The organism is Streptomyces sp. NPDC028308, from assembly GCF_055565855.1.
The window spans coordinates 35039-56047 of sequence record NZ_JBVHTO010000019.1; the positions used below are offsets into that span (position 1 = coordinate 35039).

At 71.9% G+C, this 21009-nt stretch carries 21 protein-coding genes; 10 read left to right on the forward strand and 11 right to left on the reverse strand.

The window, feature by feature from the left end; translation table 11 throughout:
• Positions 1-17: 17 nt before the first annotated feature.
• The gene (gene mshD / locus ACZ4VA_RS36480; RefSeq protein ID WP_468084144.1) at positions 18-944 is read right to left on the reverse strand and encodes a mycothiol synthase; all 927 of its coding nucleotides are present in this window, start codon (positions 942-944) and stop codon (positions 18-20) included.
• Between the two features lie 233 nt (positions 945-1177).
• On the opposite strand from mshD, the gene ACZ4VA_RS36485 reads away from it, so the two are divergent.
• On the forward strand, positions 1178-2977 hold the full coding sequence (locus ACZ4VA_RS36485; RefSeq protein WP_356242905.1) for a bifunctional metallophosphatase/5'-nucleotidase: 1800 nt from the start codon (positions 1178-1180) through the stop codon (positions 2975-2977).
• A gap of 85 nt (positions 2978-3062) precedes the next feature.
• Here the strand turns inward: ACZ4VA_RS36485 and ACZ4VA_RS36490 are convergent, their stop codons facing one another.
• From ACZ4VA_RS36490 to ACZ4VA_RS36520, 7 genes are all read right to left on the reverse strand, one after another.
• Positions 3063-3863 (reverse strand): immunity 49 family protein, encoded by an 801-nt coding sequence (locus ACZ4VA_RS36490; protein ID WP_468084146.1) that lies wholly within the window; start codon positions 3861-3863, stop codon positions 3063-3065.
• A gap of 59 nt (positions 3864-3922) precedes the next feature.
• Entirely contained in the window at positions 3923-6490 is a 2568-nt protein-coding gene (locus ACZ4VA_RS36495; protein WP_356242911.1) for a hypothetical protein, read from the reverse strand.
• Positions 6487-6909 (reverse strand): DUF6507 family protein, encoded by a 423-nt coding sequence (locus tag ACZ4VA_RS36500; protein ID WP_356169655.1) that lies wholly within the window; start codon positions 6907-6909, stop codon positions 6487-6489. The genes ACZ4VA_RS36495 and ACZ4VA_RS36500 overlap by 4 nt, the downstream gene beginning before the upstream one ends.
• Positions 6910-7044: 135 nt before the next feature.
• Positions 7045-8502 (reverse strand): sensor histidine kinase, encoded by a 1458-nt coding sequence (locus ACZ4VA_RS36505; RefSeq protein ID WP_388905039.1) that lies wholly within the window; start codon positions 8500-8502, stop codon positions 7045-7047.
• Positions 8499-9230 (reverse strand): response regulator transcription factor, encoded by a 732-nt coding sequence (locus ACZ4VA_RS36510; protein WP_355794427.1) that lies wholly within the window; start codon positions 9228-9230, stop codon positions 8499-8501. Before ACZ4VA_RS36510 ends, ACZ4VA_RS36505 begins: the two co-directional genes overlap by 4 nt.
• 165 nt (positions 9231-9395) lie before the next feature.
• On the reverse strand, positions 9396-9587 hold the full coding sequence (locus ACZ4VA_RS36515; RefSeq protein ID WP_356169649.1) for a hypothetical protein: 192 nt from the start codon (positions 9585-9587) through the stop codon (positions 9396-9398).
• 40 nt (positions 9588-9627) lie between these two features.
• Complete coding sequence (locus ACZ4VA_RS36520) at positions 9628-10818, reverse strand: S1C family serine protease (RefSeq protein ID WP_356169646.1); 1191 nt, start codon at positions 10816-10818, stop codon at positions 9628-9630.
• Between the two features lie 347 nt (positions 10819-11165).
• On the opposite strand from ACZ4VA_RS36520, the gene ACZ4VA_RS36525 reads away from it, so the two are divergent.
• Entirely contained in the window at positions 11166-12920 is a 1755-nt protein-coding gene (locus ACZ4VA_RS36525; RefSeq protein ID WP_355793436.1) for a trypsin-like serine protease, read from the forward strand.
• A 52-nt stretch (positions 12921-12972) separates the two neighbouring features.
• Here the strand turns inward: ACZ4VA_RS36525 and ACZ4VA_RS36530 are convergent, their stop codons facing one another.
• Entirely contained in the window at positions 12973-13995 is a 1023-nt protein-coding gene (locus tag ACZ4VA_RS36530; protein ID WP_356169643.1) for a LacI family DNA-binding transcriptional regulator, read from the reverse strand.
• Positions 13996-14018: 23 nt separating this feature from the next.
• Positions 14019-14858 carry a response regulator transcription factor gene (locus ACZ4VA_RS36535; protein ID WP_355793197.1) on the reverse strand — a complete coding sequence of 280 codons (840 nt, stop codon included), beginning with the start codon at positions 14856-14858 and terminating at the stop codon, positions 14019-14021.
• Positions 14859-15138: 280 nt separating this feature from the next.
• Between ACZ4VA_RS36535 and ACZ4VA_RS36540 the strand changes: the two genes are divergently transcribed.
• The 8 genes from ACZ4VA_RS36540 (at position 15139) to ACZ4VA_RS36575 (ending at position 20498) form a co-directional block, all read left to right on the forward strand.
• A complete protein-coding gene (locus tag ACZ4VA_RS36540) occupies positions 15139-15993 on the forward strand; it encodes an alpha/beta hydrolase (protein ID WP_355793195.1) in 855 nt (284 codons plus the stop codon).
• 62 nt (positions 15994-16055) lie between these two features.
• Positions 16056-16310 (forward strand): MoaD/ThiS family protein, encoded by a 255-nt coding sequence (locus ACZ4VA_RS36545; protein ID WP_355793193.1) that lies wholly within the window; start codon positions 16056-16058, stop codon positions 16308-16310.
• A gap of 8 nt (positions 16311-16318) precedes the next feature.
• Positions 16319-17641, forward strand: coding sequence for a hypothetical protein (locus ACZ4VA_RS36550; RefSeq protein WP_356242924.1), 1323 nt, complete (start codon positions 16319-16321; stop codon positions 17639-17641).
• 124 nt (positions 17642-17765) lie between these two features.
• The gene (locus ACZ4VA_RS36555) at positions 17766-18509 is read left to right on the forward strand and encodes an LmeA family phospholipid-binding protein (RefSeq protein ID WP_355779614.1); all 744 of its coding nucleotides are present in this window, start codon (positions 17766-17768) and stop codon (positions 18507-18509) included.
• 231 nt (positions 18510-18740) lie between these two features.
• Positions 18741-18821 (forward strand): putative leader peptide, encoded by an 81-nt coding sequence (locus tag ACZ4VA_RS36560; RefSeq protein ID WP_350310325.1) that lies wholly within the window; start codon positions 18741-18743, stop codon positions 18819-18821.
• Between the two features lie 151 nt (positions 18822-18972).
• Positions 18973-19812 (forward strand): sulfurtransferase, encoded by an 840-nt coding sequence (locus ACZ4VA_RS36565; protein WP_355779616.1) that lies wholly within the window; start codon positions 18973-18975, stop codon positions 19810-19812.
• Positions 19813-19857: 45 nt separating this feature from the next.
• The gene (locus tag ACZ4VA_RS36570; protein ID WP_054232391.1) at positions 19858-20145 is read left to right on the forward strand and encodes a DUF1416 domain-containing protein; all 288 of its coding nucleotides are present in this window, start codon (positions 19858-19860) and stop codon (positions 20143-20145) included.
• An 89-nt stretch (positions 20146-20234) separates the two neighbouring features.
• Positions 20235-20498, forward strand: coding sequence for a DUF3099 domain-containing protein (locus ACZ4VA_RS36575; protein ID WP_355779619.1), 264 nt, complete (start codon positions 20235-20237; stop codon positions 20496-20498).
• Positions 20499-20529: 31 nt separating this feature from the next.
• On the opposite strand, the gene ACZ4VA_RS36580 is transcribed toward ACZ4VA_RS36575, so the two are convergent.
• On the reverse strand, positions 20530-20892 hold the full coding sequence (locus ACZ4VA_RS36580) for a DsrE family protein (protein WP_356169635.1): 363 nt from the start codon (positions 20890-20892) through the stop codon (positions 20530-20532).
• Between the last annotated feature and the right edge of the window lie 117 nt (positions 20893-21009).

Here is a 21009-nt window from a genome sequence, read left to right on the forward strand (position 1 = left end):
GGGGCCGGGTCAGGGCGTCACGACTCCGTGCGGTACATCAGGTCCGTCTCGTGGACCGTGAAGCCGAGCCGCTCGTACACGGTCACCGCCGCCTTGTTGTCCGCGTCCACGTAGAGCATGGCGGTCGGCAGGCCCTGCGCGGCCAGATGGCGCAGCCCGATCGCCGTCAGGGCCTTGCCGAGACCGCCGCCCTGCGCGCCGGGGCGCACCCCGACCACGTACACCTCGCCCAGCCGCTCCTGCGCGTGCACCTTCGTCCAGTGGAAACCGGCCAGTTCACCGTCGCGGAAGGCGAGGAAGAAGCCCGCCGGGTCGAACCACGGCTGCGCCGTCCGGTCGTCCAGGTCCCGCTGGGTGAGGGAGCCCTGCTCGGGGTGGTGGGCGAAGGCGTCGGCGTTGGCCGCGAGCCACGCCGCGTCGTCCTCGCCCGGCACGAAGGTGCGGACGGTGACCCCCGCGGGGAGCACCGGCTCGGGCAGCTCCATACCGATCAACGGCCGCCGCATCTGGCGCAGTTCGCGGAACAGCGTCAGCCCCAGCACCTGCGCGAGGTGCCGCGCGGCGGAGTGCGCGCCGTGCGCCCACACCCGCAGGCGCTTGCCCGAGGCCGCGAGCAGCGCCGTGCCCAGCGCCCGGCCGTGCCCGCGTCCGCGGTGGGAGGGGTGCACGACCAGCTCGGCGGCCGGCGCCTCCACCGGGTCGGTGTCCTCCAACTGCGCGTATCCCACGAGGGCCCCGCCCACCGTCAGCAGCAGGTGCCGTACGCCCTCGCGCTCGCCGCCGCTCAGCTGGAGCCGCCCCTGCTCGGACACCGCCTGCTGGCCGTCGGTCCGCGCGGCCTCGGCGAGCAGGTCGAGCACGGCCCCCGCCTGTTCGGGGGAGAGCTGCGCGCAGGTCTCGATGGAGCGGGAGAAGGCGGCGGGTGCGGTGTCGTCGCTGGTCATGGATACGAGGGTACGGCGCGAGGATTTCCGGACAAGGAGCCGGGCGCGGCCGGTCCCGGCGTGGCGGCGCACGGGTGGCCCGGCGGCACCGCGCACCCCTCGTCCGGGGCGCGATTCGGGCAACCGTGAGCCGATGGCAATCAGTCCGTAACCCGAACCCCCTGTTGCGCTACGCGCGTTGATCCTAGGCTGCGCCCAAGCCACAGCCGTACGACGCTCCCACAGGGGGAACCATGCTGCCGACGCCCCGGCACAGACGCACCCGTCGCATACTCGCCGCCGCCGCAGGCCTCGCCACCGTCGGTGCGCTGGCCGCCGCGATGCCCGCGAGCGCCGGCCCGGACACCGCGACCGCCCGCCACCACCAGGGCAGCGGCCGCTACCAGGACGTACAGCTGCTGTCCTTCAACGACCTGCACGGCAACCTGGAGCCGCCGACCGGCTCCTCCGGCCGGGTCACGCACCTGAACGAGGACGGCACCACCAAGAACATCGACGCGGGCGGGGTCGAGTACCTCGCCACGCACCTGCGCCAGGCCCGCGCGGGCAACAAGTACTCGATCACGGCCGCCGCCGGTGACATGGTCGGTGCCTCCCCGCTGATCTCCGGCCTCTTCCACGACGAGCCGACGATCGACGCGCTGAACAAGCTCGACCTGGACGTCACGAGCGTCGGCAACCACGAGTTCGACGAGGGCGCCGCGGAGCTGGCCCGCCTGCAGAACGGCGGCTGCCACCCGAAGGACGGCTGCTACGACGACAGCGAGGAGTTCGCGGGCGCCGACTTCCCCTACCTGGCGGCGAACGTCACCAAGGAGAAGACCGGCAAGCCGCTCCTCAAGCCCTACTGGGTCTGGAAGAAGAACGGCGTCAAGGTCGGCTTCATCGGCGTGACCCTGGAGGGCACCCCGAACATCGTGTCCGCCGAGGGCGTCAAGGGCCTGAAGTTCGGCGACGAGGTCGAGACGATCAACAAGTACGCCAAGGTGCTCCGCAAGCAGGGCGTCAACTCGATCGTCGCGCTGATCCACGAAGGCGGCGCGCCCGCCTCGACGGCGTACAACTACGACTGCGACAGCCCGGGTGCCGGCGACGGCATCTCCGGACCGATCGTCGACATCGCGAAGAACGTCACGCCGGCCGTCGACGCGCTGGTCACCGGCCACACCCACCAGGCCTACGCCTGCACGATCCCGGACCCGGCGGGCAACCCGCGCATGGTCACCTCGGCCGCGTCCTTCGGCCGCCTCTACACGGACACCACGCTGACCTACGACCGCTGGACGGGCGACATCGCGCGCACCGCGGTGAAGTCCGCGAACCACGTGGTCACCCGTGACGTGGCGAAGGCCGCGGACATGACCGGCCTGATCACGAAGTGGAAGGCGCTGGCCGCCCCGGTGGCCTCGCGCCCGATCGGCTACATCGCCGGTGAGATCCCGAACGGGGGCACCGAGTCCCCGCTCGGCGACATGATCGCCGACGCGCAGCTCGCGTACGCCAAGTCCGTCGACCCCGAGGCCGACGTCGCGCTGATGAACCCGGGCGGCATCCGCGCCGGCCTCACCTACGCGTCGAGCGCGGGCGAGGGCGACGGTGTGGTGACGTACGGCGAGGCGTACACCGTCCAGCCGTTCGCCAACACGGTGAACCTGGTCGACCTCAAGGGCTCGCAGCTCGTCACCGGGCTCCAGCAGCAGGTCAGCGGCGCCAACGAGGCCGCCCCGAAGGTCCTCCAGATCTCCTCGGGTCTCACCTACACGCTGGACCTCACCAAGACGGGCGCCGCCCGGGTGGTCGCGGACTCGATCCGTCTGAACGGCGCCCCGATCGACCCGAACGCCACCTACCGCGTCGCGATGAACTCCTTCCTCGCGGGCGGCGGCGACGGCTTCACCGAGCTCGGCAAGGGCGGCAACGTGCGGGTCGGCGGCGACGACCTGGCCGCGTTCGAGTCGTACCTGACGGCCAACTCCTCGGCCGCGGCGCCGTATCCGGTGCCGAAGGCGGACCGGATCACGGTCGTGAAGTAACACTCCGCGGGCCCGCACTTCGCGGGCCGACGGAGAAGGGGGCCCGCGAAGTGCGGGCCCCCTTCTCGTGTTCCCCCGGGATTCCTCAGGTGGGGAACTCCCCGAGCCAGCTGCGCTGGAGCAGGTGCTTGGGCAGGTACTCGGACTCGACCTCGACCGGCATGCCGACGTCGAGGGCGAGGCAGGCGACGGCCAGCGGACCGAGGGCGACGGCGCCGTCGGTGGACAGCCGGCGGTCCTCGTCCTTGGTCCAGTACACCTTGTGCAGCCGCAGCGCCTGGGCCAGCCCCTCGTTGAACTGCTCCGCGTCCCGCTTGAGGAACTGCAGGAACAGGTTCAGCGGCGGGTAGAGGATCTGCAGCATCAGCTCCCGGTCGGCGACCCGGAGCACATCCGGGTCGGTGCCGCGGAAGGCGGCGGAGAACTTCTCACCGAGCCCGGGGCGCTCCGTCCAGTACGTCTGGAGCGCGTCCACCCAGTCGTAGACGTAGTCGTCGTAGACCGCGCCCGACGCCCGCAGCACCTCGATCGGCACCCCGGCCAGCTGGGTCATGCGGGTCTGGTCGCGGCAGACGACCGCCAGCCAGAACGCGGTGATCCAGTTGCCCGCGTCGGTGAAGTGCCGCGGGCCGGTGGCCGGGATCGTCCGCGTCTTGTGCGCGATGACGCACTCGACGGAGTCCGCGTCGGTGGTGGCCGCCGCGAACAGCGCGGAGCCGACCTGCATCGCGGCGACCCACGCCTCCCACGTCTCGGAGGTGTTGGCGGTGGGGTCGTGGAGGCAGTGCAGGTTCGCCGTGCTCAGCACACTGTTGAAGGTCAGGCCGAACATCTCGGGGGACTCTTCGAGGTCCTCGATCTGCTCGATCGCGCCCTGATCGCTCATTTCGATGATCCGGGTGGGATCGCCGCCCGGAAACTCTTGACGTGGCACGTGTGTGGGCATCAGTTGCTCCCGGGCTTGCCGATATCGAACTGCTTCATCTCATAGCCAGCGTACGTTCCGGCCTTGGTGGCATCGGCTTTCACGAGCACGTAGTCCACGTCGCCGTTCTTGAGTGCTCGGCGGAGGTCCTGCGCCAGGGCCATCTCGTCCACGTTGTTCGAGGTCTGGGCGCGCTTCTCCATCTCGTGCAGGATCGTCTGGAAGTACTCCCGGGTGCCCTGCTGGACCCGGTTGCCGAGGTGGCTCGTGCGATCGCCGAGCCGGGCCGTGGTCGAGCCCTTCGCCTCGACGACGACGTACCGGCCGTCCTGCGTCCGGTAGACCTGGTCGAAGCGGTTGTTGCCGAAGGCGCCGTCGTCCACGCGGGTCGCGTTGGGGTAGTGCTCGGGGATCGCGTGCGTCTCCGCGACGTTCTCACCGAACAGCTCGCTCTGCTTGAGCATGTCGCCGTGCAGCGGCGAGTGCGCGGCCTCGGCCGCGTCCCGGGCCGCCTCCAACTCCGGTGTGGGGTTGGCCTTGTAGGCCTTCTCGGCCGCCTCGAGGTTCGCCTCGGCGGTGTTGTCGGCCGTGATGGCGTGTTGGCGGTTGTGCGCCCAGTTGTCCAGCTGGTGCAGGGTGTCGGACGGGATGGTCGTCCGAGCGCCGGACGGGAAACCGGTGTCGACGTACTTCGCGGGAATCGCCGGCGGCAGGTCGCTCTTGGAGATCCACTTGCCGGGGTTGGCGGGGTCGGGGACCAGGGTCGGCAGGCGCTGCCCGAACACCTCCTCCTCGGCGAACCGGCGGTAGCCGTTGGACCGGTAGTGCTCCTTGAACCACGCCGGGTCGTTGTTGGCCAGGTCGACGTGGCGCTGCATGATCTCGCGCGGGGTGCCCTCCGCCGGGCGCCCGCCCTGGGGCTCGCCGGGGGTGTGGTCGCCGCCGGTGGGCCCGGCGGTGTCGTCCGCGTGCGTGCCGGCGCCGAGACCGTCGTCGCCGCCGCGGCCCAGGTCGTCCAGGCCGTCGAAGCCGCCGGTGCCGCCCGTCCCGCCGGTGCCGTGGCCGCCCGTGCGCGGCGGCAGCGTGTCGGTGCCGTGGCCGCCGGGCAGGTGGGAGCCGGTCCCGCCGGTGCCGACCGGGTCGCCGCCCCGCCCGACCGTGCCGGCCGTGTCGGCGGTGTGCGCGCCGACGCCGACCAGCTCGCCGTCCCGGCCGGGGGTCGCCCCGTGCTCGGAGGTGGCGCGCTCGGCGGCCGTGCCCTCGTGCGCGATGTCCGCGAGGGACTCCCGCACGGTGCCGTCGGCGTTGTGCATGACCAGCGTCTTGGTGTCGAGGAAGACGACCTCGCCCTTCGGCGTCTCCATGCGGACCGTGTTCTCGGGCGTCAGGCCCGCGGGGAGGTCGTCCATCTTCAGCGGCTGGTCGGTGATCTTGAACGTGCTGTCGGCGAGCTTGATGTACGTGCCGTTGGTGACGGCCTTGAGGCTCGCCATCACGTCGCCGAGCCGCGTGATGCCGACGCCGACGCCCTTCGCGACGTACGTCATCGGGTCGACGATGCGGCCCGCCTTGCCGGCGAAGGAGATGGCCTTGGCGATGGCGCCGGTCTTCGCGGCCGTGCCCGTGCCGCCGGTGAAGACCGTGGTGAGGACGTTGAAGGTGACGGCACCGGCCGCGCGCGAGGGGTTCTTGCCCCACTCGTCGTACGCGATCAGGGCCTTGCCGGTCTCCACGACCGCGGTGCGCGAGTCCCGCAGCCAGGACGGCAGCTTGTCGTCGGGAACCAGCCAGTAGGCGGTGCCGACGATCGGCATGCCGGTGATGACGAGGCCGGTCAGCAGCTTGCCGAGGCCCGTCCAGGCCTGGCCCGCCGCGTCCCAGCCGTCGAAGCCGACGAGCGTGCCGAGACCCTTGATCGTGCCCCACACGCCGTCGACGAAGAAGCCCTTGGTGAAGTCCCACAGGTGCTCGTGGATCTGGTACCAGGGCGTGGACTCCTCGACCGGGTCGCCCCAGGGCAGACCCTGGGCGTTGTTCAGGTCCTCGGCCCGGTAGCCGTACATGCCCTCTTTGTTGGACCCGTCGTTCACGGTGAGCGGGGCCCCGCCGATCAGGGCGACGATCTTGCCGTAGCAGGTGCGCTCCGCCGCCTGGAACGCCGCCCAGGCCGCGTTGACCTCGTTGCGCCGGGCGTTGTTCTCGTCGACCAGGTCGGCGTCCTCGCGCCAGTCGTCGTCGTCCGCGATGCTGCTCGCGAAGGCCGCCGCGTCATGGCGCAGGCTCTCGAACTTGGCGACGATGGGCCGGATCTCCGACGCGTAGGCGCTCAGCGCCGAGGCGACCGTGCCCACCTCGGTGCACAGCTCGTCGCCCGCCTTGGCCACCGGGGCGGTGGTGGCGAACAGCTTCTCCGCCTCGGGCGCCTCGTAGTACGCGGACAGCCCCTTGAAGCGGGTGTCGATCTGCGATCCGGCGTCCCACAGGTTGAACGCGTCCGTGCTCAGCGCGGAGACGTCCTTCTCCAGCTGCTCCAGATTTCCGGTGAACTTCGGTATCTCCGCCGGGTTCAGTGCCGTCTGGTCGCTCACTTGGCACCGCCCGCGGGAGCGCCCGGCAGATCGATCTTCGGTTCCTTCAGCGCCGCCGCCTGCGCCTCGGCGGCCATGTCCAGGTCACCCTGGTTGTAGGCGTTGGTCGCCGCCACCGCGCCCTTCAGGGAGTTCACGGTCCGCTGCGCCATGTAGGCGAGCTTCTTCTGCCGCTCCTCCAGGTACTGGCTCAGCGCGGCGGCGACCGGGCCGACCGGTACGCGCGGGGTGCCGGCCGGCACCGGGCCGACCATCGGCCCGCTGAACTGCCCTCCCGGCACGGCCGTCCCCGCCGAGGACGCCGCGCTCGCCATGTTCGTCACCAGCGAGGTGGCGGCCTTCTCCAGGTCCCCGCCCGCCTCGCCCGTCGTCGTCAGCGTGGCCTGCACGCCGACGGGATCGATGTCCCAAGCTGTCATTCCAGCCCCCGTAAAGCCTTTGACAGTCACGTTCATCAGACACGTTTTCTCGGCAATGGCCGATCATTCGTACCAAAGAGACGCGTGCGGCGGCAACGCAGTTCCCCGCGTGCCCAGTTGGGGGCCGAACGGTGCCTAGGGAGTCTCCGGCGGGGGTGTCGGCGCGCCGGGCAGCCGCACCGTCGCGACGGTGCCGCCGCCCTCCGCCGGGGTCAGCGAGACCTCTCCGCCGCACCGCTGGACGGTGCGGGCCACGATGGACAGGCCGAGGCCCGAGCCGGGCAGCGCCCGCGCCGAGGGCGAGCGCCAGAACCGGTCGAAGACGTAGGGGAGTTCGTCGGCGGGGATGCCGGGGCCGTGGTCCCGGACGGTGAGGACGCCGCCGTCGAGCGCGACCTCGACGGTGCCGCCGCCGGGGCTGAACTTCACCGCGTTGTCGAGCACGTTGACGATCGCCCGCTCCAGCGCGGCCGGCTCCGCCCGTACGAACCAGGGGTGGAGGTCCGCCGAGATCGTCAGCTCCGGCCCGCGCAGCCGGGCCCGGCGCAGCGCCGCGTCCACGACGTCCCGCAGCGCGACCACCTGCACGCGGTCCCCCGACTGGGCCGACTCCGACCGCGAGAGGGTCTGCAGATCGCCGATCAGCGCGGCCAGTTCGGTCATCTGCGCGGTCACGGAGGAGAGCAGCGCCTTGCGGTCGGCGGGCGGGATCGCGCGGCCCGTCTCCTCGCTGCGGGTGAGCAGTTCGATGTTGGTACGGAGCGAGGTGAGAGGCGTGCGCAGTTCGTGGCCGGCGTCCGCGATCAGCTGCTGCTGCACCTCCCGGGAGTTCGCCAGCGACGCGGTCATCGAGTTGAACGAGCGGGACAGCCGGGCGATCTCGTCCTCGCTGTCCTCCTCCACCGGGATGCGGACGGCGAGGTCCTCGGTCCGCGCGACGTGCTCCACGGCCTCGGTCAGCTTGTCGACGGGCCTGAGCCCGGCCCGGGCCACGGCGAGCCCGGCGGCCCCGGCACCGACGACACCGATACCGGAGACGAGGAGGAGGAGCAGGGCGAGTTCGTTGAGGGTGGACTGGGTGTCCTTGAGGGGGACCGCGACGAGCAGGGCCGTGTCGCGCGCCATCGCCTGGCCGCCGGGGCCCTGCACGATCACCGGCACGGTCATGACCCGGACGGGCCTGCCCTCGCTGTCGGTGCCGTTGCGGTATTTCTCCAGGCCCGGCGAGGGGTCCTTCGCCACGGCCTTGTCGCCGTCGGTGACCTCGACCGAGCCGACCGAGAGCGGGAACACACAGGCCGTTCCGTCCGCCTTGACCAGCTGGCTGTAGTACGTGCTGCCCCGCGGACCGCCCGGCACGGTCGTGGACGGCTCCGCGGGGCAGTCGCTCGCCACGCTCGCCACGTCGAGTTTCTCCAGCGGCGCGTTCACGGAGTGGAGGTTCTCGTCGATCTCGTCGTACAGCTTCCCGCGCACGATGAACCAGCACGTCACCGACACCGCCGCCACCCCGAAGGCCACCGCCGCCGCGACCAGCAGGGCGAGCCGGGACCGGATCGGCAGGGACCGGAACCGGCGCAGGACTCGGTTCACTCGGCGCCGCCCGAGCGCAGTACGTAGCCCACGCCCCGCACCGTGTGGACGAGCCGCGGCTCGCCGCCCGCCTCGGTCTTGCGGCGCAGGTACATCACGTACACGTCCAGGGAGTTGGAGCTCGGCTCGAAGTCGAAGCCCCAGACGGCCTTGAGGATCTGCTCGCGGGTGAGGACCTGGCGCGGGTGGGCGAGGAACATCTCCAGGAGCGTGAACTCCGTGCGGGTCAGCTCGACCTGCCGTCCGCCCCGGGTGACCTCGCGCGTCGCCAGGTCCATGCGCAGGTCGGCGAAGGTGAGCGCGTCGTCCTCCGGGGTGCCGATCGCCGTGGCCGCGTACGAGCTGCGGCGCAGCAGTGCCCGGATGCGGGCGAAGAGCTCGTCGAGCTCGAAGGGCTTGACGAGGTAGTCGTCGGCGCCCGCGTCGAGTCCGGTGACGCGGTCGCCGACGGTGTCGCGGGCGGTGAGCATGAGGATCGGCGTGGTCGTGCCCGCGCCGCGCATCCGGCGGGCCGCCGTCAGGCCGTCCATCCGGGGCATCTGGATGTCGAGGACGACCAGGTCGGGCTGGTAGGCGATGGCCTTCTCCAGGGCGTCCGCGCCGTCCACGGCGACCTCGGTGCCGTACCCCTCGAAGGCGAGGCTGCGCTGGAGCGCCTCGCGCACCGCGGGCTCGTCGTCGACGATCAGGATGCGCTGGGGTTCACGGTCGCCTTCGGCGGGGCTCATCGGCGTTCTGTTCCTCGGGTGCGATGGGACGGCGGGTGCGGGGACTTTCAGCCTCGCACGTCGGCGGCCGCTTCCGCAGGGCCGGCCGGGTGCGAGGACCGGGCGGCGCGTGCAGCCGCCCGGCACGTCGGCGGGGGCGGGCCCGCGCGGCGCCGCGGCTGCCGGTCAGGCCCGCGGGGCGGTACGGCGGCGGGTGCGGTTCGCGCGGACGGGCCGGGCGGCGGCCGCGGCCACCTCGGGGGCCCGCGCGAGGGGCGGATGGAGTTCTCGGGCGACGGCGAGGGCCAGGCCCAGGCCGGCCGGGTCACCGCCCGCCGAGGAGTGGACGACCTGCCGGAACGGAGCACGCGTGATCATGTCGACCTCCTGAGGTGGCCGGTCCCCGGACGGGGGCGGCTCAGCTGTCCGAGCCGCCGGCACGAAGGGTGTCCAGGTCGGCCTTGACGGTGTTGACCGGGATGGCGAAGCCGAGGCCGACGCTGCCGGCGTCCGACGAGCCGGACGAGGAGTCCGAGGCGGCCGAGTACATGGCGGAGTTGATGCCGATGATGTTGCCGTTCATGTCGATCAGCGCGCCGCCGGAGTTGCCCGGGTTCAGCGAGGCGTCCGTCTGGAGCGCCTTGTACGTCGTCGTGGAGGAGCCGGTGTCGCCGTTGAACTCCCGGCCGCCGTACTCGAAGGGCCACTGGCCGCTGCCGCCGCCCTGCTGTCCCTGGCTCTCGTCCGTGGAGACGGTTACGTCGCGGTCGAGCGCGGAGACGATGCCGCTGGTGACGGTGCCGGTCAGGCCCTCGGGGGAGCCGATCGCGACGACCTGGTCGCCGACCTGGACGGCGGAGGAGTCGCCGAGGCTCGCCGCCTTCAGGCCGGACGGGGCGTGCTCCAGCTCGATCAGCGCCAGGTCCTTCTTGCTGTCGGTGCCGACGACCTTCGCGGTGTAGGTCTTGCCCTTGCTCGTCGTCACCTTGATCGAGGACGCGCCGGAGATGACGTGGTTGTTGGTGACGATCTCACCGCCGGAGGTGATGATCACGCCCGAGCCGGTGGACCGGCCCGCGTTCGAGGTGGCGCTGATCTCCACGATGCTCGGGCTGACCGCCGAGGCCACCCCGGCGACGGTGCCCTTCTTGGCGGCGGGGACCACGTTGGTGCTCGGGCTGGTCGCCACGGTGTCCGGGCCGGTCAGCTCCTGGAAGGCGTACGCGGTGCCGCCGCCCACGGCCGCCGCCGCGATCGCCACGGCGGCGAGCAGGCCCAGCGGACCCCGGGCCCGCCGTCCGGGGGCCGGGGCGGGCCCGGCACCGGGGACCGGCGGGGAGGGCGGGGGGTTGCCGTGCCCGCCGAAGGCGCCGCCGTCGCCGTGGCCGCCGCTCTGGTGGCCCGCGCCCGGCCACACCGTGGTGCCCGGCGCGACGGCGACCGGAGTGCCGGGCTCGTAGGCCGGCGGGGGCGGCCACTCGGGGTCGACGGGGGAGGAGGCGTGCTGCTGCCGGGGGTACGCGGGCTGCTGGTCGCCCTGGACGTACCCGGACTGGTCGCCCCGCTGGGGGTGCTCGTACTCGCCGCTGCGGCGGAAGCTCTCGGTCATGGAAAGCAGACTCGCGCCCCATCATGAGAGCTCCCTGAGGGGCCGCTGAGAAGCCCGACAGAACCTCGTATGCCCGATATAAAGACGCCCGGGGAAACGGCGGGTTGCGTGGGCGTGATGGCACGGGACGCGCCGGACGAATACTTGTCTGCCCGCCGTGCGGCCCGTGTGCCCGGTGGTGCGCGCGGCCTACGATCACCGCGCCGGAGGGGGGCTCCGCGGTTTCGCCCGATCGCCACGCGCGGTCCGGGCCGGGTGCGTCGTACGCCCTTCTCGGGTCCCGTCAGTCCTTTTCCGGGCCCCGTACGTCTCGAAGGGCCCGGGCGACACCCACCCAGGAGCCCTGAGTGATACGTGCCCTGCGCGCCCGTCTGAGACGCCCCGCCACGGCGTTTCCCGCGGCCGCACTCGCGCTGGCGCTGAGCTGCGCCGGCGTCCTCGCGGCGCAGCCCGCCACCGCCGCCGACGCCCCGCCCGGACTGCCCGAAGCGGGCCTCGCCCAGCCCGCGGCCCCCGCGCCGGTGGCTTCCGACGCGGAGCTGCGCGCCCGCTACCTGAAGGCCGTCCAGGACCAGGCGACCCCGGAGAAGACGCCCCGGAAGACCCCGTTCATCATCGGCGGCAGCACGACCGGCATCTCGTCCGCGCCGTGGATGGTCCAGCTCTCCTACTACGACCCGGCCACCGGCGACGGCTACTTCTGCGGCGGCACCCTGGTCGCCCCGAACAAGGTCCTCACCGCCGCGCACTGCGTCGCGGGCCTCGACTGGGTCGGCAACGGCGCCGTGGTAGCCGGCACCGCCGGTCTCCTCGACGACACGACCGGCACCGTCGCGGGGGTCTGGCGCCAGTGGAACCACCCGCGCTACAACCCCGACACCATCCAGAACGACATCGCGGTGCTCACCCTCGACCGGCCGCTGGAGCAGCCCTGGATGCGCCTGGCGGCGGCCAACGACACGCCCTGGTACACCCCGGGGCAGGAGGCCACGGTCTACGGCTGGGGCCTGACCTCCGGTGCCGCCGACGCCGACCTGTCGGCGACGCTGCGCAAGGTGAACCTGCCGATGGTCGCCGACGCCACCTGCGACTCCGCGATGCGCTCGGTGCTCGGCGAGGACGACTTCGTCGAGGGCTCCATGTTCTGCGCGGGCACCCCGGCGACGGGCACGGACGAGGGCACCAAGAGCCCCTGCAACGGTGACTCCGGCGGCCCGGTGGTGTTGGGCGGCAAGATCGTCGGCATCGTCTCGTGGGGTGTCGCCGGCTGCACCGCCGAGGGCGCCTACCCGGTGTTCACCAAGGTCTCGTCGTACACCTGGGCGGCCCAGCCGCGCATCGACGACACGGACGAGTCGTTCGACGGGCGCGCCGACCTGCTGGCCCGCACGCCCTCCGGCGGCCTCTTCGAGCAGGACAGCAAGGGCACCTCGCTCGCGCAGCGGAAGTACCTGGGCGGCGGCTGGGAGAGCATCAGCTGGGGCCTTCAGGCCGACCTGGACCGCGACTTCTTCCAGGACTGGATCGTCCGCGACAAGACCGACGGCAAGATCTACCGCGAGTACCTGGACCACGCCTCCGGCGAGTACACCTGGATGCAGATCAGCTCGGTGTGGGGCGGCTACAAGTCGTACGCGGTCCCCGGCGACATGACCGGTGACGCCCGCCCCGACCTGGTCGCGGTGGACGCCGACGGCTCGGTCTACCTGTACCCGGGCAAGGGCACCGGCCAGTTCTACCCCCGCGTCAAGGTCGTCGACCGGGCCTGGAAGAACGTGAAGATCTTCGGTCACGGCGACCTGTCCGGCGACGGCCGGGCCGACCTGCTGGTCCGCAACAGCTCGGGCGTCCTGTACCTCTACCGGGGCACCCAGCAGGAGCACACCCCGTGGTCCGCGCGGATCCAGGCCCGTACCGGCTGGAACTTCACCTCGTACGTGGCGAACGGCGACGTGACGGGCGACGGCGTCGCCGACGTCATGGCCCGAGACTCCGGCGGCACGCTCTGGCTCTACCCGGGCACCAACAAGGCGTCCAGCGGCCTGTTCGGCACGCGGATCAGCCTGGGCACCGGATTCAACCAGTACAACCTGCTGTTCTAGGAGTACCCGGGGATCCGCGGACGGCCGTGACCGGCCCCGCGGGTCCCCGCTTCTACTCGCAGCCGCAGGACCGTCGTACGACCAGCCGGGACGGGAACTGCTTCAGCCGCTCCCGCCGCGATCCGGCCACCCGCAGACCGTCGTCCAGGACGAGGTCGACGGCGGCGCGGGCCATCGCGGAGCGGTCGGAGGCGATGGTCGTCAGGGGCGGGTCGGTGAGCGCCGCCTCCTTGACGTCGTCGAAGCCGGCCACGGCCAGCTCGCCGGGGACGTCGATGCGCAGCTCGCGGGCGGCCCGCAGCACGCCGATCGCCTGGTCGTCGGTGGAGCAGAAGATGGCCGGCGGACGGTCGGGCCCGGCCAGCAGCTCGAGGCCCACCTGGTAGGCGTCGTAGCGGTTGTACGGGGCTTCGAAGAGGCGGCCCTCGGTGGGGATGCCGGCCTCCTGCATCGCGCGCCGCCAGCCCTCGACGTGGTCGGAGACGGGGTCGCCCACCGCGGGCGTCTCGGCCGTACCGCCCAGACAGGCGACGTACTCGTAGCCGTGCTCCAGCAGGTGGCGGGTGGCGAGCTGGGCGCCGCCCGTGTCGTCCGTGACGACGGCGACGTCGTCGATGGCCTCGGGCTTCTCGTGCAGCAGGACCACCCGGGCGTCCCAGGCCTCGATCTCCGCGGCGGCGTTGTCGTTCAGGGCGTGGCTCACGAGGATCAGCCCGGAGACCCGCATGCCGAGGAAGGCCCGCAGATAGTGGACCTCGCGCTCGGCGATGTAGTCCGAGTTGCCGACGAGCACCATCTTTCCGCGCTCGGCGGCGGCCTGCTCGACCGCGTGCGCCATCTCCCCGAAGAACGGCTGGCGCGCGTCCGGGACGATCAGGCCTATGAGCTCGGTCTTGCGCGAGGCCATGGCCTGGGCGACCCGGTCCGGGCGGTACGCCAGCTCCTTGATCGCGGCGAGGACACGCTCGCGCGTGGCCGGGGCGACCGGCCGGGGTCCGTTGTTGATGACATAGCTGACGACGGCGGTGGAGGTACCCGCCAGTCGTGCCACGTCATCCCGAGTCACCTTGGCCACGGGCGGAGTCTACGCGGATGGACCTACCTCTGGGCAGGGCGTACGGCCGCTTCCTGCGCCGCCGCCGCGACCTCGGGGGCGGCCACGGCGTCGAGGTGAGCCGTCTCGTCCGCCTCGTCCGGCTTTGGCCCGGCCTTCTGCTCGCTCTCGGCCGCGCCCGGCCGGGAAGGGCTCGCGGCGGTCCGGTCGGCCTTCTCCGGGGTGACGAACCGGTAGCCGACGTTCCGGACGGTGCCGATCAGCGACTCGTGCTCGGGACCGAGCTTCGCGCGCAGCCGCCGGACGTGGACGTCGACCGTGCGGGTGCCGCCGAAGTAGTCGTAGCCCCAGACCTCCTGGAGCAGCTGGGCACGGGTGAAGACGCGGCCCGGGTGCTGCGCGAGGTACTTCAGGAGCTCGAACTCCTTGAAGGTCAGGTCCAGGACCCGGCCCTTGAGCTTGGCGCTGTACGTCGCCTCGTCCACGGAGAGGTCGCCGTTGCGGATCTCCATGGGGGAGTCGTCGTTGACGATCTGCTGGCGGCCCATGGCCAGCCGCAGCCGTGCCTCGACCTCGGCCGGTCCCGCGGTGTCGAGGAGGACGTCGTCGATGCCCCAGTCGGCGGTGACGGCCGCGAGGCCGCCCTCGGTCACGACGAGGATCAGCGGACAGCCGGGCCCGGTGGACCGCAGCAGCTGGCACAGGCTGCGGACCTGCGGGAGGTCGCGGCGCCCGTCGATGAGGATGACGTCGGCACCCGGGGTGTCGACCAGCGCGGGCCCTTCCGCCGGAGCCACGCGCACGGTGTGCAGGAGCAGGCCGAGAGCGGGAAGCACCTCCGTCGACGGCTGAAGGGCGTTGGTCAGGAGCAGCAGAGAACTCATCGCGCCCCACCTGCCTGGGTCGTCCTACGTTCGTGCACGGTTCGCTCGCCCATACGTCTGGTTCCTCCTCGGTCCCTGATGGGGGCACCTCCCACGCCTTGGGGGCGGTGGGGGAGTCTGCGGCACTGCTTCGTACTGCGATGCGGATCCCGCGCCCAGGAATCCGCTGCACCGGATCCGAAACGCTTTCGTATACCGGCTTCGTATACAACGCTTCGGAAAGCACAAAAGGACCCGGGGGCTTCTCTGCCCGAGTCCTCTGCCCAGCAGAATAGCCCACATGAGCTCAGGTACGGCAGGTCGTGTGACGCGATCTCACAGAATTCCACCAGGTGAGACAGGCGCCCGCACCCCTTTGCGCAGGTTTCTGCGCACCTCCGACGGCGTCAGCATCGACGCGGCGTACACCCCCGGAAGGGGGACCTCCGACGAGCTGGTCATCGTCGTCGCGCACGGTTTCACGGGCGATCTGGAACGCCCGCACCTGCGCCGCGCGGCGGACGTCCTCGCCGGTCACGCGGCCGTCGTGACGTTCTCCTTCCGAGGCCACGGGGCCTCCGGCGGCCGCTCCACGGTCGGCGACCGCGAGGTCCTCGATCTCGCGGCGGCGGTGGCGTGGGCACGTGAACTCGGGCACACCAGGGTCGCCACCGTCGGCTTCTCGATGGGCGGCTCGGTGGTCCTGCGCCATGCCGGGGCGGACGAGGCCGCGGCGGTTCCGCAGCACGAGGGGCGCACGGAGGCGCGCGTCGACGCCGTGGTGGCGGTGAGTGCCCCGGCTCGCTGGTATTACCGCGGTACGGCCCCTATGCGGCGCCTGCACTGGCTGGTAACCCGCCCGGTGGGCCGGGTCGTCGGCCGCGTGGGACTGCGCACCCGCATCCACCACCGCGAGTGGGACCCGGTGCCGCCGTCCCCGGTCGAGTCGGTCCCGCGGATCGCCCCCACCCCGCTGCTGATCGTGCACGGCGACCGAGACGGCTACTTCCCCGTCGACCACCCCAAGATGCTGGCCGAGGCGGCCGGAGACAACGCCGAACTGTGGCTGGAGCACGGGATGGGCCACGCCGAGAACGCGGCCGGGGACGAGCTGCTGGCCCGTATCGGGCGCTGGGTCGCGCGGCACGCGGGCTAGCCTGGCGGTGCCGGTGTCATCGACGACGCCGGCGCCGACTTCATCACTGATCGAGGAACCAGATGGCAAAGGGCACGGTGCGGTACTGGGCCGCCGCCAAGGCCGCGGCCGGCGTCGCCGAGGAGCCGTACGAGGCGGGCACGCTCGCCGAGGCGCTCGACGCGGCACGCGAGCGACACCCCGGCGAACTCGTCCGGGTCCTGAAGCGGTGCTCGTTCCTCATCGACGGTGACCCGGTGGGCACCCGCGCACATGAGACGGTACGGCTGGCCGAGGGCGGCACGGTCGAGGTGCTCCCGCCGTTCGCAGGAGGGTGACCGAGAGCATGAGCAACCAGCCCTACGAGCCGTACGAACCCCCGTACGAGGGGTACGACCCGTACCAGCAGGCTCAGCAGCAGCCTCCGGCCCCGCAGCAGTCCGGCTGGCCCGGGCAGCAGGGGTACGACGAGGCGCAGCAGTCCCACCAGTACACGCAGCAGTGGGAGGGCCAGACCTGGGAGACCCAGACGCAGCCCCACGCCGCCGCGGACACCGCCTACCTGCCGCCGCAGGGGTACGCCGTGCCGTCCCCGTACGGCACGGCCGGGCAGCCGCTGCCGCCCGAGGCCCCGGCCGGCGCGTGGAGCGACGCGGGCGACCCCGGTGAGCGGTGGAACGGCGGGGCCCCCTCCGACGGCCGCTGGACCGGCGCCGCGGACCCCGGCGCCCAGTGGACCGGTTCCGACGGGCCCGGGTACGGGTCCGCCGGGTCCGGCTACGGTCCCGCCCACCAGGAGCCGGCCGCGGCCGCCCCGGCCGCACCGGTCCCGCCCGTCGGCGCGGCCGTGCCGGCCGCCGGTGAGGACGCCCCCGGCTACGGGCCGCCGACCGTCACCGGCAACGCCCGCATCACCGACGCCCAGCGGGCCAGGGCCGAGGGCCGATCGCCGATCATCGAGCCGGGGATGCAGCCCGCCGCCCTGACCGCCCTGCTCGGGCTGCTGCTGGCCGGGGGCGCGGCGGTCGGGCAGTACGCGCTCGCCGTCCCGCTGGTGCTGCTCCAGGCGGTCACCGCGGCCGGCTGGTTCCGGCTGAACGGCATGTGGCCGGCCCGGCAGGGCATCGCGCTGGCGTTCGCCGGTGCGCTGGCCGCGGACGCCGCCCTGTTCGCGGCAGGGCGGGAGAACGCGCCCGCTGCGATCCTCGGCACGCTCGGGGTCTGGGTGCTGCTCACCCTCGTGCTCCAGCTGCGCAGCCACGCCGACCCGGACACCCGGATGTACGGGCTGATGGCGACGGTCGTCTCGGCCGCTCTGGCGATCGTCGCGACCGGCCATCTCGCCGCCGAGCCGGACGCCGTGACCGTCGGCGCCGCCTCGGTCGCCGTCGCGGTCCTGGCCCGCGCCCTGCCGCTGCCCACGGCCGCCTCGGTGGTCGTGGCGCTGCTGGCCGCCGCCGGTGCGGGCATCGCGGTGGGCGGACTGACGCACCTGGGCACCGGGGGCGCGTTCCTCGGCCTCGGCGCGGGTGTCTGCGCGCTCATCGGCCACCGGGTCGCCTCGTACGACTATCCGTCCCGCTTCGTCCACATGACGGCCGGTGTGGCGCTCCCGCTCACCGCGGCGGCCCCGGCGGTCTACCTGCTGGGCCGCGCCCTCGGCCAGTAGGGGCGTTCGTCACAGCTGATCGACAACTCCGCGGGGCCCTCCGATCCGGGGCCCCGCGGGATTAGGCTCACGCTGGACGGCCGGCCAGGTCGTCGGCCGGCCGCCGACTGGGGGAACACCGAGCATGCGCGCACTGCGAATACTTCTGATCGTCGCCGTGATCCTGGGCGGTCTCTTCGTGATCGCGGACCGTGTCGCGGTCGGTTTCGCCGAGGACGAGGCGGCCGACCGGATCAAGAGCAGTGAGAGCCTGGCCGAGACCCCCGACGTGTCCATCAAGGGCTTCCCGTTCCTGACCCAGGTCGCGGGCGGCGAACTGGACGACGTCGAGATCGGCATCAAGAACTACCAGGCCTCGACCGACGGCACGGGCGCCGCGGGCGACTCGATCCGCATCGACGACCTGAACGCCGAGATGCACGGCGTCGAGTTCAGCGGCGACTACAGCTCGGCCACCGCCGACAGCGCCACCGGCACCGCCACCATCGCCTACGACGAGCTGCTGAAGGCCGCCAAGTCGGAGCCGGTGCAGGTCGCTCCCGGGGTCACCGCCAAGGTCGTCGGGCTCTCGGACGGCGGGAACGGCAAGATCAAGGTCAAGGTCGAGGCGACCGTCCTCGGCGCCAAGCTGCCCCAGCCGGTCGCCGTGCTCAGCTCGGTCAGCGTGTCGGGCGACAAGGTGCGGGTGCACGCCGACTCGCTGCCCAAGCTCGGCGTCGAACTCGCCGAGGGCAAGATCCGCGCCATAACCGACTTCCAGCAGAAGATCGACGAACTCCCCGGCGGCGTCGAGCTGGACAAGGTCGAGGCCGCCGAGAACGGCGTCGACATCAAGGTGAAGGGCTCGAACGTCCGGCTCGTCGGCTAGGCCAGCCGGGCGCCCGGGAGGGGCACGGCACTCCGTCCCGTGGCGCGTTCGGACTGGTGTCCGAAGAGCGAGATGCCCGGTCCGGCCGGCAGCGGGGACGGCCGCCGCGGGCCCGGGAAATGGGGGCGACACGGACGCGGCAGGGCTCCGCATCCCACATCACGGACGATCGCGTCTCATAATGCGACACACCGGTGACATCCGCGCCCGTCCGTCCCTACGATCGCAGTCATGAAGCGACAGGCGGATCTCACGAAGCGGCGGGCAGTAGACCTGTGCCGCGTCGCCGCCATGCTCTGTCGCACCTTCTGAGCGGAAGTCCGCGTACTTCCGCATTCCCGGCCCTCGGCCATCCCCGTCAGGGCCCCTCGTGCGCCGCGTACGCCACCGCTGTCGTGACCGTGTACCGCGCACGCCGCCCCACCGCACAGCCCCGCCGCAACTGCCCCGGAGGAGAACGAGCATGAGCCGCAGCGACGTCCTGGTAGACGCCGACTGGGTCCAGGAGCACCTGGACGACCCGAACGTGGCCGTCGTCGAGGTCGACGAGGACACGTCCGCGTACGAGAAGAACCACATCCGCAACGCGATCCGGATCGACTGGACCAAGGACCTCCAGGACCCGGTCCGCCGTGACTTCGTCGACCAGGAGGGCTTCGAGAAGCTCCTGTCGGAGAAGGGCATCGCCAACGACACGCTGGTGGTCCTCTACGGCGGCAACAACAACTGGTTCGCCTCGTACGCCTACTGGTACTTCAAGCTCTACGGCCACGAGAACGTGAAGCTGCTCGACGGCGGCCGCAAGAAGTGGGAGCTCGACTCCCGTGACCTGGTCGACGAGGTCCCGAGCCGGCCGACGACGCAGTACAAGGCCAAGCCGCAGAACACCGCGATCCGCGCCTTCCGTGACGACGTCGTCGCCGCGATCGGCTCGCAGAACCTGGTCGACGTGCGCTCGCCCGACGAGTTCTCCGGCAAGCTGCTCGCCCCGGCCCACCTGCCGCAGGAGCAGTCCCAGCGTCCGGGCCACGTCCCGAGCGCCCGCAACATCCCGTGGTCGAAGAACGCCAACGACGACGGCACCTTCAAGTCGGACGAGGAGCTCAAGGAGCTCTACGCCGCCGAGCAGGTCGACCTCGCCAAGGACACCATCGCGTACTGCCGCATCGGCGAGCGCTCCGCGCTGACCTGGTTCGTGCTGCACGAGCTGCTCGGTGTCGAGAACGTCAAGAACTACGACGGCTCCTGGACCGAGTACGGCTCCCTGGTCGGCGTGCCGATCGAGCTCGGCGCCAACAAGTAACCCGCGGCCTCCGCGACCCCTCTCATCACCCGAAGGACAGAACATATGTGTGGAGCGAAGGCCGGCGGCCCCGACGCCTCGACGATCAAGCCCGGTGAGACCACCATCCAGGGCCAGGTGACCCGCGACGGCGAGCCCGTCACCGGTTACGTCCGGCTCCTGGACTCGACGGGCGAGTTCACCGCCGAGGTCCCGACCTCGGCGACCGGACAGTTCCGCTTCTACGCGGCCGAGGGCACCTGGACCGTCCGGGCGCTGGTCCCCGGCGGCACCGCGGACCGCACGGTCGTCGCGCAGACGGGTGGCCTCGCCGAGGTCGCGATCGCCGTCTGACGAGACCACATGAACGGCCGGAGGGCCGCACCCCAGGGTTGGACGCTCGGGGTGCGGCCCTTCGGCTGTTCCCGTCCTACGCTGGACGTATGTACGCGCGACGGCGGCACGCCTACTTCGCCCTCATGGCGACGTGCATCGGCCTGTTCGTCCTGGCCTGGGGAGTCGTCCGGCTCTGGTCCGTTCCCGTGGCCGTCGGCATGTGCGTGGTCGCGATGGTGATCCCGCCGGTGGCCGCGATGGTGGCCAACCGGCGCGGGCCCGAGGACCGCTGGTGGGACGACCCCTCGGGCGACGCCACGTCCGACGAGTGGTGGGACGAACTCGACGGGAAGCGCCGCCGGCAGCCGTAGGCCGGACACGGCCCGGCCCCCCGGGGGTGTCTCAGTAGACGAGCGCCTGCGTCCCGTCGGCCATCGCCTCCTGCACGAACACCTGGGCGCCCGCGATGCGCACGCCCTCGATGACGTCCTTCTCCGCGATGTCCCGGCGGGCCGCGCACTGCGTGCACAGCGTGATGCGGCCGGCCGACATGATCGAGTGGATCAGCTCGGGCAGCGGGGCCGCGTGCGGGAGCTCGAACTCCGCGGCCCGGCCCGGCAGGGCGAACCACGCGGACTCACCGGTCAGCCACAGGGACACGTCGACGCCGCTGGCCACGGCCACCGCCGCGACCGTGAACGCCTGGGAGCAGCGTTCGGGGGCGTCGGCCCCCGCGGTCACCTTGATCACGAGCTTTTTCGCCATGGCCGAATCGTAGTCCGAATCGTGATCAAGTTCCGTACAACTCCATGCATCAGCCATGGGTCTCCTGTGCGCGCGGATACGGAATCCGTGCTTCACGTTCTGTGGGGGGACGTCTTG